The sequence below is a fragment of the Micromonospora pattaloongensis genome, assembly GCF_900107255.1.
In the GTDB taxonomy this organism is placed as follows: domain Bacteria; phylum Actinomycetota; class Actinomycetes; order Mycobacteriales; family Micromonosporaceae; genus Micromonospora_I; species Micromonospora_I pattaloongensis.
In genome coordinates this window covers 93841-108111 of sequence record NZ_FNPH01000004.1, presented here as the reverse complement: position 1 = coordinate 108111, position 14271 = coordinate 93841, and the positions used below count along the sequence as shown (strand labels likewise).

Sequence of the window (14271 nt, the reverse complement as noted above, 5' to 3'; positions counted from 1 at the left end):
GGTCGCCACGGCGGGCGTGGCGCTGGTCCTCGCCGGGGTCGCGCCGGTACCGGCCCGCGCCGAGGTGTCGCCGAACGTCATCGTGACCGGCGTGCAGGCCTCCACCGGCGCGGTCGAGTTCTTCCTGGCCGCGCGGCACCTGCCGCCGGGAGTGACGCTGGCCGGCGCGCGGATCGGCGTCCGCGCCGACGGCGTCGAGCTCGCCAGCACCGTACGGCAGGTCGCGCACACGGACCGGGCGACGCCGGTGCGCGCCGTCGTCCTCGTGGTCGACGCGAGCGGTTCCATGCGCGGCGCCCGGCTGACCGCCGCCCGCGCCGCGGCCGCCGACTACGCCGCCGTTGCGCCGCCCGGCGTGCGGCTCGGGCTGGTGACGGTCGCGACCCGACCCACGGTCGCGCTCGCCCCCACCGCGGACCGCGCCGCCTTCGCCGCCACGGTCGCGCGGATCTCGGCCGACGGAGACACCGCGCTCTACGACGGCGTGGCCGCCGCCGCCCGCCTGTTGGATCCGGCCGCGACGCCCGCGGCGGCGCGCTACGCCGAGCGGCGCATCGTGGTCCTCTCCGACGGCGCGGATACCACCTCCGGCCTCGCCCTGGCAGAGCTGCAGCGCGACCTGGCCCGCGGACGCGCCACCGTGGACGCGGTCGCGTTCGGCGCCTCGGCGGACCTCGGACAGCTCGCGTCGCTCACCGACCGCACCGGCGGACAGACCGTGCGCGCCCGCGACCAGCAGGCGCTGCGCGCCGCCTTCCGGGCGATGGCGGCCGAGGTGTCCGCGCCGGTCGTGGTGACCGCCGTGGTCCCGCCGGAGCTCGGCGGACGCAGCACCGAGCTGCGGGTCACGGTGACGCTGCCATCGGCGAGCGCCACCGCCACCACGCCGGTCACGTTCCGGATGGACCCGCGCGCCGCCGCCGGGCCGGCGCGATTCTCGTCGCCCGCGGCCCGGCAGACCGGGCTGCTCACCGCCCTGGCGAGTCTGGCGGCCGGGGTCCTCCTCGGCGGATTCCTGCTGTTCGGTCCGCTCATCGGCCGGAGCACGGCGCAGCGCCGGCTGGCGACGCTGGACCAGTTCGTGATCGGCCGCCGCGCGGCCGCGCCGACCCCGGCCGCGTTCCCCGGCGCGCCGATGGTGCGCGCCGCCGTCGCCGTCGGCGAGCGCAGCGTGAGCGCGCCCGGCCGCCGGGACCGGATCGAGCTCGCGCTGGACCGGGCGGGAAGCTCGCTGCGGGCCGCCGAATGGCAGGCCATCCGGCTGGCGGTCACGCTGGCGACGGCGGTGCTACTCGCCCTGGTGCTGCCGTGGTGGCTGGGCGCGCCGCTCGGCCTGCTGGCCGGCTGGATCGGCACCGGGCAGTACCTGCGGCTGCGGGCCGCCCGACGCAGCCGACGCTTCGCCGACCAGCTCCCCGACGCGCTGCAACTGCTGGTCAGCTCGCTGCGCGCCGGTTTCTCCCTGCAACAGGCGATCGACGCGCTGGTGCGGGAGGGTGAGGAGCCGGTCGCCGGTGAGTTGGGCCGGGCGCTGGCCGAGACGCGGCTCGGCGGCGACCTGGAGGACGCGCTGGAGCGCGTGGGTGAGCGCAACTCCAGTCGGGACATGGCCTGGCTGGTGATGGCGATCCGGATCCAGCGGGAGGTCGGCGGCAACCTGTCGGAAGTGCTGGAGACCGCGGTGACCACGATGCGCGAGCGGGCACGGCTGGGCCGGCACGTCCGGGCCCTGTCCGCCGAGGGACGGCTCTCCGCGCTGGTCCTGCTCGGCATGCCGATCGTGCTGGCCGCCTGGATGTTCGCGTTCCGGCGCGACTACCTGCGTCCGCTCTACACCCAGCCGCTGGGGCTGATGATGCTCTTCGCATCGGTCGTCATGATGGTCATCGGCGGGCTCTGGTTGCGCAAACTGGTCCGGGTGGAGGTGTGATGCTGCTGCTGATCGGGTTGGGGGCGCTGGGCGGCGCCGTGGTGGTCGCCGTGCTGACGCTGGTCGGCGCGCCGACATCGCGGGTCGACGTGGCCCGGGTGATGGCCGTCGCGCACCCGCGTCGCCCGGGCGGCTACCTCGCCCCCCGCGACCAGCCGATGCGGCAGCGGTTCGTCGTGCCGCTGGTCCGGCGACTGGGCGGGCTCGGGCGGGCGCTGACGCCGACCGCCGCGGTGGCGCGGCTGCAACGGCACCTCGACTACGCCGGCAATCCCCCGGGCTGGCCGGTGGAGCGGGTGGTGCCGCTCAAGGGGCTGACCCTCGCCGCCGGCGCGGCGCTCGGCGCGGCGCTGGGGCTGCTGTTCGGCGCCGCCGCCGGCGCGATCGTCGGCGCGATCGTCGGCGCGGCCCTCGGGCTCTTCGCCCCCGACCTGATGGTCTACAACGCCGGACTCAAGCGCCAGCAGGAGGTGCTGCTGTCGCTGCCCGACGTGCTCGACACGCTGGTGATCAGCGTCGAGGCGGGGCTGGGCTTCGACGCCGCGATGGCGCAGGTCGGCCAGAACGGCAAGGGGCCGCTGGCCCGGGAGATGGTGCGGGTGCTGCAGGAGATGCAGATCGGCAAGTCGCGGCCGGACGCGCTGCGCGCGCTGGCACAGCGGACGACCGTGGCGGACCTGCGGACCTTCGTCACCGCCGTCGTCCAGGCCGGCGAGCTGGGCGTGCCCATCGCCGCGGTGCTGCGCGAGCACGCCCGGGAGATGCGGATCCGGCGGCGGCAGCGGGCCGAGGAACTGGCCCAGAAGGTGCCCATCAAGATCCTGTTCCCGGTGCTGTTCTGCCTCTTCCCCTCGCTGTTCGTGGTCATTCTCGGACCGGGCGTGCTGCAGATCATGGCGGCGTTCGCCCGATGAGCACGGCGTGGGTGCCGGGGGCGGCCCTGACCGGGCTGCTGCTCGCGCCGTGGCTGCGCCGCGCGATCGAGCGGCACGCCGTACCGGCCGGGCAGCCGTGGCGGCGGGCCTGCCCCCGCTGCGCCGCGCCCCGCCGTGGCACGCCGCCGTACGCCGGTCGGTGTCCGCGCTGCCGCACGCCGGTCGGCGCACCGCCGCTGCTGGTCGAGGCCGTCGCGGCGGCGGCGTTCGCGCTGGTGGCGCTGCTGGCCGGTACGCCGTGGGAGTTGGCGGCCTACGGCTGGCTCGCCGGATTCGGCGTCGTGCTGGCCTTCGTCGACGTCGCGGTGCACCGGCTGCCGGACCGGTTGACGCTGCCCGCGTTCGCCGGCGCCGGCGTGCTGCTCACCGCGGCGGCGCTGACCGACGGCCGCCCGGCGGCGGCCGGCCGAGCGGTGCTGATCGGGCTGGCGGTGGCGGCGTTCTACCTGGTGTTGGTGCTGATCTATCCCGCCGGGATGGGGTTCGGCGACGTGAAGCTGGCGCTCGCCACCGGCACGGTCCTGGGCTGGCACGGCGGGACGGTGGCGGCGCTCGGGACCGCCGGCGGGTTCGTACTGTCCGGGCTGCTGGCCGTGGCGCTGCTCGTGATCGGGCGGGCCGGTCGCGGCACGGAACTGCCGCACGGGCCGTTCATGCTGCTCGGCGTCCTCGCCGGTCTGGCGCTTACCGCCTGATCGCGCGTCGTCCCGGTCGCGCGTCGCCCCCGTTGATCAAGGGGTCGGCAGCGCGCGGAAGGGCGATCCCCGCCGCCGGGCCCTTGATCGACGGGGGCGCGCGCGTCGCCCGCGGTCACGGTCCCGGCACGCCGATGTCAGCAGAGGTCGCCGACCACGCGGTCGCGTCCGGAGCGCTTGGCGGTGTAGAGGTTCCGGTCGGCCTGCGCGAGCAGCGCCGAGGGCGTGATCTGACCGGCGGGCACGGTGGTCAGGCCGATGCTCGCGGTCACCGGCAGTTTCCCGGTGACCGGCTCCCACGGGTGCGACCCGATCGCCCGGCGCAGCCGCTCGCAGTGCCGCATCGCCGTCGCCGCGTCCGCGTCGGGCATGATCAGCAGGAACTCCTCGCCGCCCAGCCGCGCCGCGAGCGCCTGGTCCCCGGCGCCCTCCGCGGCGCCCGCCAGGAGTCGGGCGACCTGTTTCAGCACCACGTCGCCGGTCTCGTGCGACAGGGTGTCGTTGACCCGCTTGAAGTGGTCGAGATCGAGCAGGGCGACCGAGATCGGGGCGGCGAGCTGGGTGGCCCGGGTGAGCAACGCCGGCAGCAGCTCGTTCACGTGACGCCGGTTGTGCAGCCCGGTGAGGGCGTCCCGGTGCGCCATCTCGCGGAACCGCTCGCTCGCCCGGCGCGCCTCCTCGGTCTCGAAGACCGCCTGCAGCGCCCGCGCCCGCGCGTCGCGCTGCGCCGACAGCAGCGCCTGGGCGTCGGCGTAGAACCCGCGGTGCTCCTCGTACGCCTCCCGGTAACGGCCGGTTGCGGCGAAGAGCTCGGCCTGCTTCTGACGCACCCGCGCGCGCTGGCTGGCCAGGCCCCGCTCCTCGCAGACCCGCCGGGCCGCGTCGAGCGTCGCCTGCGCCTCAGCCAGCGCGCCGCGCAGCCGCTGCGCGTCGACCGTGGTCAGCAGGCACTCGGACAGCGCGTTCCCCTCGGTCAGCAGGTGCCCGGCCGAGCCGTCCAGAACGGGCCGCAACGTCTGTTCGGCCTCGGCGTACCGGCCGCGCATCATCTGGATCCGAGCGATCGTGTCGAGGTAGTTCGCGCCGAGCTGCACGCCGTAGCGCGACTCGATCCCGCGCATCCGGGTGGCCAGGGCCTCGGCCTCGTCCGGCTCGTCCGCCTCGTACGCCGTGTAGGCCATGTTGTTCAGCACCTGCAACGACAGCGCCGGGTCCTCGATCGTGGTCGCGATGTCGAGCGCCTCCTGGAAGCGCCGCGACCCCTCCTCGGCCGAGCCATTCTCGTGCAGGGTGATCGCCAGCGTGCACAGATGCCGGGCCCGGATGCCGGGCGGCACGTCGTCACCGGTGCCCGACACCGCCTGCACGGCGTGCGCCAGCGCGTCGGCGAAATCGCCGGCGTGCCGGAAGAAGTTCGCCAGGTGGTAGTGGCTGCGGGCGACCAGATAGTCGTCGCCGTGCTCGAGCGTCCACGCGTGCACCTCGTGGCCGACCCGACCGGACTCGGCGATGGCGCCCTCGCGCAGCAGCACGTCGGCCTGGATCAGCCGGGCGCGCATCCGCAGGTCGGGGCGGCCCAGTTCGACGGCGAGCCGCTCGGCGTACTGGGCGGGGGCGCCGACGGTGCGGAACCCGATCGGCGGGACGGACTCCATCTCCACCAGCGCGGCGGCCAGCGCCTCGGCCGAGCAGGGCGTCCCGATCGACAGCGCCGCGAGCAACTCGGCGACGGGCACGATGCCGCGATCGTCAGCGGGAGTCGACGGCGCCTCGCGCGCCGTTGCCTCTATGGTCACCACGCCTGCCTTTCCGGTCGGCCAGACTTGTCACGCTGCCGGGGCCGGGATGCCGCGCGGTTGTCGATACGGTTGCAATTCGGGCGCGGACAGCAACGGAGCGTTTACTGACAGTAGCGTCTTCGCGTTCTACCAGCCGATCTCGTCCGGGCGCGGTGCCGTTCGGAGGATTGCTCCCGTTCTGCACCCCGGCGCTTGCGCAGCTCGCACCCGGTCCGACTACAACTCCGGTATGAGCGAGAGCGGGACCACGATCGACGTCGCGCCCCGCGGCGCCGGGCGGCGCCGCGGGGCGCCGGCCTCGGGCGTCGGCGCGCTGATGGGCTGGTACCTGGTGGCGGTGATGGTGACCAGCGGCGGCGCGATCGCCGCGCCGGCCGGCCTCACCGGCGGCCTGTTCACCGTGGTCGAACTCGTCGGGCTCGCCGCCATCGTTCTCGGCCTGCGGCACCACCGGCCCGCCACCGGCCGCGCCTGGTGGTTCTTCGCCGCCGGCATCGGGGTGTCCGCGATCACCCACGTCGTGTGGTGGCAGTTGAAGGAGCACGGGCTCGGCACCCCGGTGGCCCGGGACGCCCTTCCGCTGCTGGTGCATCCGCTGATGGCGCTCGGGCTGGCCGCCCTCGTCCGGCAGCGGCACGGCCGGTCGCGATGGGAGGGGCTGCTGGACGCGGGGGTGGTCGGCGGCGGTCTCGCCGCGCTCGCCTGGGTGCTCTTCGTCGAGCGCAGCCTGGCGCACGTCCCGCACAACGGGCAGCTCGCGGTGACGGTCACCCGGCTGCTGCTGGACCTGATCCTCCTGGTGATGGCGCTGCGGCTGCTCCTGACGACCCGGGTGCACACGGCGTCGTTCGCGTTGCTGCTGGTCGCGTTCGGCGCGCTGCTGGCCTCCGACGCCGCCACCCTGCTGCAGATCCAGGACGTGTACGGGCACCCCGCGGCGCACACCGGCTGGCACCTGTGGAGCGCGCTGCTCGGTGCCGCCGCGCTGCATCCCTCGATGGCGCGCACGACGGACCTGTCGGAGTCCGACGAGCCGGTGCCGAGCCGGGGCCGACTGATCATCTTCACGGTCAGCGCCTTCGTCGCCTCGGTGCTGACCGTCTACGCGGCGGCGCGCACCACGCCGGACCGGTGGGCACACCTGCTCGTCATCGCTCTGATCGCGGCCACCGTCTCGGTGCTGTCGGTGCTCCGACTCGGGATCGTGGCCGCCGTCGCGCACCGCCGGGCCACCGAGCTCAACGCCCACGCCGCGCAGCTCGGGCGGGCCCTGCACGAGCAGCGGCTGCTGCAGGACCAGCTCAGCCACTACGCGCTGCACGACCCGCTGACGAATCTCGCCAACCGCACGCTGCTGCAGCGCAACCTGGAACGCCCGGCCGGCGGGCCACACGCCCCGCGCGGGCTGCTCCTGCTCGATCTCGACGGCTTCAAGGACATCAACGACAGCTACGGCCACCCGGTCGGCGACGAGCTGCTGGTGCAGGTGGCGCACCGGTTGTCGGGGCACGTGCGCGAGTCCGACACGGTGGCGCGGCTCGGCGGCGACGAGTTCGCGATCCTGCTGGAGGGCAGGACCGCGCAGCAGACCACGCTCACCGCGGAGCGCGTCGTCACGGCGCTGCAGGCGCCCTTCCGGGTCGCCGACCGCGATCTCTACCTCACGACCAGCATCGGGCTGCTCCCCCTGACGGGCGCGATCGACGCGGCCGACGCGCTGCGCGACGTCGACCTGGCCCTCTACGCGGCCAAGAGCGGCGGCAAGAACCGCGTGGCGCTCTACCACCCTCAGCTGCGGGCCAACCAGCTCGACCTGACCCGCATCGCCACGGGGCTGCGACACGCCACCCAGCGGCAGGAGTTCACGCTGAACTACCAGCCCGTCATCGACCTCACCAACGACGCGGTGATCGGTGTCGAGGCGTTGCTGCGCTGGACCCCATCGGGCGGCGCCCCGGTCTCGCCGGCCGATTTCATCCCGCTCGCCGAGGAGACCGGGCTGATCGTGCCGATCGGCGCCTGGGTGCTCCACCAGGCGTGCGTCGACGCCCGCGCATGGCACGAGCGGTACGGCGTCGGCGTCGCCGTCAACGTCTCCGGTCGACAGCTGCGCGAGCCCGACTTCCCGGAGACCGTGCTGGACGCGCTGCGCCGCAGCGGCCTGCCGGGGTCCGGCCTCATCCTCGAGATCACCGAGACCGCGCTGGTCGCCGCCGGCGCCGCCGAGACCACCTCGGTGATCGAGCGACTGGAGCGGCTGCGGCAGCACGGCATCCGGATCGCGGTCGACGACTTCGGCACCGGCTACTCGTCCCTGTCCTACCTGCGGCAACTGCCCGTGGACATCCTGAAGATCGACCGCGCGTTCACCGCGGTGGCCGGCGACACCGAGCAGTCGGCCGAGAACGCCGCCTTCACCCGGGCCATCCTCCAGCTCGGCCACACGCTCGACCTACACACCGTCGCGGAGGGGGTGGAGACCGCCGAGCAGGCCGGGGCGTTGCGGCAGATGGACTGCCGCCTCGCGCAGGGTTACCACTTCGCCCGCCCGATGCCCGCCGCCGACCTGACCCGGGCCCTCGCCTCGCCGGCCTCCGTCCGCTCCGGACCCGCCGGCCCGGGTCCCGTCGATCAGGGACTCGTCCCGACGGTGTGATCACCCTCCGGGTGGGCCGGTCGGCGGTCAGGCCGTCGGCTCCTCCGGGAAGTACACCCGGCTCACCGTCTCGGCGACGCAGACCGGCTTCTCCCCGCCGTCGCTGGAGATCACGACCGTCACCACCAGCTGCACGCCCCCGCCGGACACCGGGGTCGCCTCCGCGATCGTCGCGCTGGCGCGGACCGACCGGCCCGTGCGCAGCGGCGCCGGGAAGCGGACCTTGTTGAGCCCGTAGTTCACGCCCATCCGCGCCCCTGCCACCGTGTACAGGTCGCGCATCAGCCACGGGATCAGCGACAGCGTCAGGTAGCCGTGCGCGATCGTGCCGCCGAACGGCCCGGCGGCGGCGCGCTGCGGATCGGTGTGGATCCACTGGTGGTCGCCGGTCGCCCCGGCGAACGCGTCCACGCGGCTCTGCTCGATCGGGTGCCAGGGGCCCGGCCCGATCGTCTCGCCCACGGCGGCGATCAGCTCCGCCGGCGATGCGAACGTCCTCATGCCAGGTGCCCGCCGATCATGGTGTAGCCGCGCAGCAGGTCGCGGGAGAGGATCAGCCGCTGCATCTCGTCGGTCCCCTCGAAGATCCGGTAGAGCCGCACCTGGCGGTACCACCGCTCGACGGGCAGCTCGCGGGTGTACCCCATGCCGCCGTGGATCTGCAGGACCCGGTCCACCACCCGGTTGACCATGCCGGCGCCGTACAGCTTCGCCATCGACGAGGAGTGCCGCGGGTCCATGCCCTGATCGACGGTCCACGCGGCGCGCAGCACCAGCCAGCGCGCCGCCTCCAGTTCGGTCTCCGAGTCCGCGATCATCCACTGGATCGCCTGGTTGACGCCGATCGGCCGGCCGAACGTCTCGCGGGTGTTGGCGTAGTCGATCGCCATCTGCAGCGCCCGCTCGGCGATGCCGAGCGCGTGCGACGGGATCGTGTAGCGCCCCTTGCCGATCCACTGCATGCCGAGTTCGAAGCCCTGGCCGATCTCGCCGAGGATGTTGCGGCTCGGCACCCGGACGTTCTCGAAGATCAGCGACGCCGGCCCGCCCTCGCCCATCGTCTGGATGAACTCGGACCGCCAGCCCATCTCGCGGTCCACCAGGAACGCCGTCGTGCCGCCGCCGCGGGCGCCCTTCTCCCGGTCGGTGACCGCGACGACGATCGCGAAGTCCGCGTCGTTGCCGTTGGTGATGAACGTCTTCTCGCCGTTGAGCACCCAGTCGTCGCCGTCGCGGCGCGCGCTGAGCTTGATGTTCGCCGCGTCCGACCCCGCGCCCGGCTCGGTGATGGCGAAGCAGGAGATCCGCTCACCCTCGATGGTCGGGATCAGGAATTCCTTCTTCTGCTCCTCGTTCGCGTAGAACAGGATGTTGTCGGCCTCGCCGCCGAACCGGAACGGCACGAACGAACGCCCGATCTCGGTCCAGATCAGCGACTGCATGACCGCCGGCAGGTCCATCCCGCCGTACTCCTCGGGCGTGGACAGCCCCCAGAAGCCGAACTTCTTCGCCTTGAGCTGAAGTTCGCGCAGCTCGCTGCGGTCCAGCGACGGCTGATGGTTACGTTCGCGCCGCAGGACCTCGTGCTCCAGCGGCATGACCTCCTTGCGGATGAAGGTCCGGGCGGTCTCCCGGATCGCCTTCTCTTCCTCGCTGAGCGAGAAGTCCACTGTGTCCTCCCGAAAACTGTCAGGCGAAGGCGTTGACCCCGGTGAGGGCGCGCCCGATGAGCAGCTGCTGGATCTGGCTGGTGCCCTCGTAGAGGGTGGTGACGCGCGCGTCGCGCAGGTACTTGCCGACCGGGTACTCGTCGACGTAGCCGTACCCGCCGAAGACCTGGAGCGCGTCGTTGGCCGCGCGAACCGCGGCCTCGCTGGCGAACAGCTTCGCCATCGACGACTCGGTGGCGAACGGCTGACCCCGGTCGATCAGATCGGCGACCCGCCACACGAGCAGCCGGGCCGCCGCGGTGTCCACGGCGATGTTCGAGATGAGCCGCTGGACCAGCTGGTACGAGGCGATCGGCCTGCCGAACTGCTCCCGCTGTCCGGCGTAGCCGACCGCCGCGTCGAGGCACCCCTGGGCGATGCCGACGCAGCCGGCGGCCACCGACATCCGCCCCTTGGCCAGCGCCGCCATCGCGATCGAGAAGCCCTTGCCCTCCGCGCCGAGCCGCGCGGCGTCCGGCACCCGTACGCCGTCGAGATCGATCTCGGCGGTCGCCTGCCCCCGCAGGCCGAGCTTGCCGTGGATCTCGCGGCGGCCGAAGCCGGCGGCGTCCGTCGGCACCAGGAACGCGGTGATGCCCCGGTGTCCGGGGCCGCCGGTGCGGGCGAAGACGAGCGCGACGTCGGCCGTCGTCCCGTTGGTGATGAAGATCTTCGAGCCGGTGATGACCCAGTCGTCGCCGTCGCGCACCGCCCGGGTCGCCAGGGACGCGGCGTCGGAGCCGGTGCCCGGCTCGGTCAGCGCGAAGCAGCCGAGCGCCTCGCCGGCGGTCAGCCGGGGCAGCCACGCCCGCTTCTGCTCCGGGGTGCCGTATCCGGCGATGGACTTCGCGACCAGCCCGAGCGAGACCGAGACGATGCCGCGGACCGAGGAGTCACCCCGCCCGAGCTCCTCGAGGACCAGGCAGTACGCCAGGTGGTCGCCGCCGGACCCGCCGTACTCCTCGTCGATGGTCAGGCCGAGGAAGCCGAGCCGGCCGAGCGCGCCGACGATGCCGGGGTCGACGGCTTCGCGCCGGTCCCACTCGGCGGCGTGCGGCGCCACCTCGCGGTCGACGAACTCGGCGGCGAGCTGGCGCACGGCCGCCTGTTCCGGCGACAGTTCCAGATTCATCGGTGTCCCACCAGTGCCTCGTCTTCGGGGGTCGGGGTGGTTCTCGCCATTAAACTAGCGGTGCAAGTTTTCTTCCGTCCAGCCCCCGGTGTGGCAGAGTTCCAGATCAAGGAGGTTCGCTCATGCCTCGGCCCCGCCAGGCCCTGCTGACCCGGGAACGGATCATCGAGGTCGCCGCCGCGCTCGTCGACGCGGAGGGACTCGCCGCGCTCTCCACCCGGCGGCTCGCGGCCGAGCTCGGCGTCCGCGGACCCTCGCTCTACAACCACTTCGCGACGAAGGAGGAGATCCTCGCGGCGGTCGCGGACTCGATCACCGGCCGGGTCGACATCTCCGTCTTCGGGCGGCACGACTGGCGTACCGCGCTGCGGCTCTGGGCACACTCCTACCGCGCGGCGCTCGCCGCCCACCCGAACATCGTGCCGTTCCTGGCCCAGGGGCCCGGGCGGCGCCCGGCCGCACTCGCGATGGCCGACGCGGTCTACGGCGCACTGGTCGACGCCGGCTGGCCGCCCGCCCGCGCGACCCACATCGGCGCAACGATGCGCTACTTCGTCGCCGGTTCCGCGCTCGGCTCGTTCGCCCGCGGCTTCGTCGAGGACCCGCAGCTCTACGCCGAGCAGTACCCGCACCTGACGCAGGCGCACCGGCTGGCCGAGCACCAGCAGCAGGTGGACGAGGGGGCGTTCGCGCTCGGGCTGGACGCCCTCATCGACGGCCTGGGGCGGATCTACGAGACCGTCGTCGGCCCGCTCCCGCCCCTCCCGCCCGAGCCGGACGCGTACTACAGTCAAAACTTGCACTGATAGTTTCCCGACGGCCGCGCCGACTCCGGCGTGGACACGTCTGGTCGCCGCCAGTTCCCGTGCGGCCAGCCGGGCCGCTCGACGCCGAGGACGCCATGGATCTCGTAGCCGACCGCACGACGCTCTACATCGACGGGAAGTGGGCGCCCCCGCTGGGCACCGAAACGATCCCGGTCGAGAACCCCACCACCGAGCAGATCATCGCGCGGGTGCCCGCCGGCACCGCCGCCGACGTCGACCGCGCCGTCGCGGCGGCCCGCGCCGCCTTCGACAGCTGGGCCGTCCTGCCGGCGACCGACCGCGCCGCCCACCTCGACCGGCTGCACGCGGCGCTGTCCGGGCGCGCCGCGCAGCTCGCCCGGACCGTCGCGTCGGAGCTCGGCACCCCGATGAAGGTCGCCACCCGGGTGCAGGCCGGCCTGCCGTTGACCGTGCTGCGCGGCTACGTCGAGCTCGCCGGCCGGCCACCGGCCGAGCAGACCATCGGCAACTCCCTGGTTGTGCGCGAGCCGATCGGCGTCGTCGGCGCGATCACGCCGTGGAACTACCCGCTGCACCAGATCGTCGCCAAGCTCGCCCCGGCGCTCGCCGCCGGCTGCACCGTGGTGCTCAAGCCCAGCGAGCTGACCCCGCTCGTCGCCTACCTGCTCTTCGACGCGATCGACTCCGCCGGCCTGCCGCCGGGCGTGGTCAACCTCGTTCCCGGCACCGGCCCGGTCGTCGGCGAGGCGATCGCCGCCCACCCCGACGTCGACATGGTCTCGTTCACCGGCTCCACCGCCACCGGGCGACGCGTCGGCCAGCTCGCCGCCGACCGGATCGCCCGGGTCGCCCTCGAACTGGGCGGCAAGTCCGCCAACGTCATCCTCGACGACGCGGACCTGGGCAGGGCCGTCAAGGTCGGCGTCGGCAACGCGTTCCTCAACTCGGGGCAGACCTGCACGGCGTGGACGCGGATGCTGGTGCACCGCAGCCGCTACGACGAGGCGGTGGAGCTCGCCGGCCGGGCCGCGGCGGCGTACGCCCCGGGCGATCCCTTCGACGACGCGACCCGGCTCGGCCCGCTGGTCTCGGCGGCGCAGCGCGACCGGGTGCGCGGCTACATCAGGGCCGGCCTCGACGAGGGCGCGCGGCTGGTGACCGGGGGTCTCGACGGCGACGTGCCCACGCACGGGTACTTCGTGGCTCCCACGGTGCTGGCCGACGTCCACCCGGACGGCACGGTCGCGCAGGAGGAGATCTTCGGCCCGGTGCTGGCGGTCATCCCGTTCGACGACGACGACGAGGCGGTCGCGATCGCCAACAACTCGAGGTACGGCCTCGCCGGCGCGGTCTGGTCGGGTGACGAGGAGCGCGCCCTCGGCGTCGCGCGCCGGATGCGCACCGGCGCCGTGGACGTCAACGGCGGCGCGTTCAATCCGCTGGCCCCGTTCGGCGGATACAAGCAGTCCGGCGTCGGCCGGGAGCTCGGTGAACACGGCCTGCTGGAGTTCCTGCAGACGAAGGCGATCCAGCGGTGAGCGCGCCGGTACGCGCCCTGGTCGCCCGCGGCACCGGCCGGGACCTCGCGATCGAGCAGGTGACGCTCCCGCCGCCTGCCGCGGGCGAGGTCCGGGTGCGGATCCGGGCCGCCGGGGTCTGCCACTCCGACCTGTCCATGGTCAACGGCACCCTCGCGCCGCCGTTCCCACTCGTGCTCGGGCACGAGGCCGCGGGCGTGGTGACCGAGGTGGGCGACGGGGTCGACCGGGTCACCGCCGGCGACCACGTGGTGCTCAACTGGGCGCCGGCCTGCCGGCAGTGCTGGTTCTGCCGCCACGATGAGCCGTGGCTCTGCGCGAGCTCCGGTGGGCCGGCGGTGGCGCGCGGCCACACCGAGGACGGCGTCCCACTGCACGTCACGCTCGGGCTCGGCGCGCTGGCGCAGGAGGTCGTCGTGCCGCAGGCCGCGGTGATCCCGGTGCCGGACGCGCTGCCGTGGGCCCAGGCAGCGCTGCTCGGCTGCGCGGTGCTCACCGGGGTCGGCGCGGTCCGCAACACCGCCGCCGTCGCGGCCGGCGACTCGGTCGCGGTGATCGGCCTCGGCGGGGTGGGGCTGGCGGCGCTCACCGCCGCCCGCACGGCCGGAGCGGGTCCGATCATCGCGGTGGACGTCTCCTCCGCCAAGGCCGCGCTGGCGCGCGCCGCCGGCGCGACCGAGTTCCTGCTCGCCGACGACCGGTTGTCGAAGTCCATCCGGGAACTCACGGAGGGGCGGGGGGTCGACCACGCCTTCGAGTGTGTCGGACGGGCGGCCACGATCCGTACCGCCTGGCGCAGCGCGCGCCGCGGCGGCCACGTCACCGTCGTCGGGATGGGCGCCAGGGACGACGAGCTCACCCTCGGGGCGCTCGACATCTTCCACTCCGCCCGCACCCTGCGCTCGTCGGTGTACGGCTCCTCCGACCCCGACCGCGAGGTCCCCGAGCTGGCCCGCGCGGTCCTGGACGGGTCGCTGGAGCTGGCCCCGCTGATCACCGACCGGATCGGGCTGGACGCGGCGCCCGCGGCCTTCGACCGGATGATCCGCGGCGAGGGCGCCCGTTCCGTCGTGGTCTTCGAGGACTGAC

The 14271-nt window shown here is 73.9% G+C and carries 11 protein-coding genes; 7 read left to right on the top strand and 4 right to left on the bottom strand.

Features of this window, described 5'->3' with window-relative positions:
* Positions 1–16 precede the first annotated feature (16 nt).
* The 3 genes from BLW47_RS12920 to BLW47_RS12910 are packed head-to-tail and all read left to right on the top strand — an operon-like array spanning position 17 to position 3560.
* Entirely contained in the window at positions 17–1930 is a 1914-nt protein-coding gene (locus BLW47_RS12920; protein WP_175543612.1) for a type II secretion system F family protein, read from the top strand.
* Positions 1930–2844, top strand: a complete 915-nt coding sequence (locus BLW47_RS12915; RefSeq protein WP_139307278.1) for a type II secretion system F family protein — start codon at positions 1930–1932, stop codon at positions 2842–2844. The genes BLW47_RS12920 and BLW47_RS12915 overlap by 1 nt, the downstream gene beginning before the upstream one ends.
* The gene (locus BLW47_RS12910) at positions 2841–3560 is read left to right on the top strand and encodes a prepilin peptidase (protein ID WP_091556020.1); all 720 of its coding nucleotides are present in this window, start codon (positions 2841–2843) and stop codon (positions 3558–3560) included. The genes BLW47_RS12915 and BLW47_RS12910 overlap by 4 nt, the downstream gene beginning before the upstream one ends.
* Before the next feature lie 137 nt (positions 3561–3697).
* Here the strand turns inward: BLW47_RS12910 and BLW47_RS12905 are convergent, their stop codons facing one another.
* Positions 3698–5356 (bottom strand): tetratricopeptide repeat-containing diguanylate cyclase, encoded by a 1659-nt coding sequence (locus tag BLW47_RS12905; RefSeq protein ID WP_245736615.1) that lies wholly within the window; start codon positions 5354–5356, stop codon positions 3698–3700.
* A 232-nt stretch (positions 5357–5588) separates the two neighbouring features.
* On the opposite strand from BLW47_RS12905, the gene BLW47_RS12900 reads away from it, so the two are divergent.
* Positions 5589–8015 (top strand): putative bifunctional diguanylate cyclase/phosphodiesterase, encoded by a 2427-nt coding sequence (locus BLW47_RS12900; protein ID WP_175543611.1) that lies wholly within the window; start codon positions 5589–5591, stop codon positions 8013–8015.
* A gap of 27 nt (positions 8016–8042) precedes the next feature.
* Here the strand turns inward: BLW47_RS12900 and BLW47_RS12895 are convergent, their stop codons facing one another.
* From BLW47_RS12895 to BLW47_RS12885, 3 genes are read right to left on the bottom strand one after another with little or no spacing between them, the layout of a single operon-like run.
* Positions 8043–8516 (bottom strand): MaoC family dehydratase, encoded by a 474-nt coding sequence (locus BLW47_RS12895; RefSeq protein ID WP_091556015.1) that lies wholly within the window; start codon positions 8514–8516, stop codon positions 8043–8045.
* Positions 8513–9685, bottom strand: a complete 1173-nt coding sequence (locus tag BLW47_RS12890) for an acyl-CoA dehydrogenase family protein (protein WP_091556013.1) — start codon at positions 9683–9685, stop codon at positions 8513–8515. The genes BLW47_RS12895 and BLW47_RS12890 overlap by 4 nt, the downstream gene beginning before the upstream one ends.
* Before the next feature lie 19 nt (positions 9686–9704).
* Entirely contained in the window at positions 9705–10856 is a 1152-nt protein-coding gene (locus tag BLW47_RS12885; protein ID WP_091556011.1) for an acyl-CoA dehydrogenase family protein, read from the bottom strand.
* 122 nt (positions 10857–10978) lie between these two features.
* On the opposite strand from BLW47_RS12885, the gene BLW47_RS12880 reads away from it, so the two are divergent.
* The 3 genes from BLW47_RS12880 to BLW47_RS12870 all read left to right on the top strand — a co-directional run bounded on the left by BLW47_RS12880 (position 10979) and on the right by BLW47_RS12870 (position 14270).
* Entirely contained in the window at positions 10979–11662 is a 684-nt protein-coding gene (locus tag BLW47_RS12880; RefSeq protein ID WP_091556010.1) for a TetR/AcrR family transcriptional regulator, read from the top strand.
* A gap of 95 nt (positions 11663–11757) precedes the next feature.
* A complete protein-coding gene (locus BLW47_RS12875; RefSeq protein ID WP_091556718.1) occupies positions 11758–13182 on the top strand; it encodes an aldehyde dehydrogenase family protein in 1425 nt (474 codons plus the stop codon).
* The gene (locus BLW47_RS12870; protein WP_091556008.1) at positions 13179–14270 is read left to right on the top strand and encodes an alcohol dehydrogenase catalytic domain-containing protein; all 1092 of its coding nucleotides are present in this window, start codon (positions 13179–13181) and stop codon (positions 14268–14270) included. Before BLW47_RS12875 ends, BLW47_RS12870 begins: the two co-directional genes overlap by 4 nt.
* Position 14271: the final 1 nt, after the last annotated feature.

Coding starts and splice junctions, on each gene's coding strand:
- BLW47_RS12915 (WP_139307278.1), top strand. CDS start 1,930: ATGCTGCTGCTGATCGGGTTGGGGGCGCTGGGCGGCGCCGTGGTGGTC.
- BLW47_RS12900 (WP_175543611.1), top strand. CDS start 5,589: ATGAGCGAGAGCGGGACCACGATCGACGTCGCGCCCCGCGGCGCCGGG.
- BLW47_RS12875 (WP_091556718.1), top strand. CDS start 11,758: ATGGATCTCGTAGCCGACCGCACGACGCTCTACATCGACGGGAAGTGG.
- BLW47_RS12910 (WP_091556020.1), top strand. CDS start 2,841: ATGAGCACGGCGTGGGTGCCGGGGGCGGCCCTGACCGGGCTGCTGCTC.
- BLW47_RS12885 (WP_091556011.1), bottom strand. CDS start 10,856: ATGAATCTGGAACTGTCGCCGGAACAGGCGGCCGTGCGCCAGCTCGCC.
- BLW47_RS12880 (WP_091556010.1), top strand. CDS start 10,979: ATGCCTCGGCCCCGCCAGGCCCTGCTGACCCGGGAACGGATCATCGAG.
- BLW47_RS12895 (WP_091556015.1), bottom strand. CDS start 8,516: ATGAGGACGTTCGCATCGCCGGCGGAGCTGATCGCCGCCGTGGGCGAG.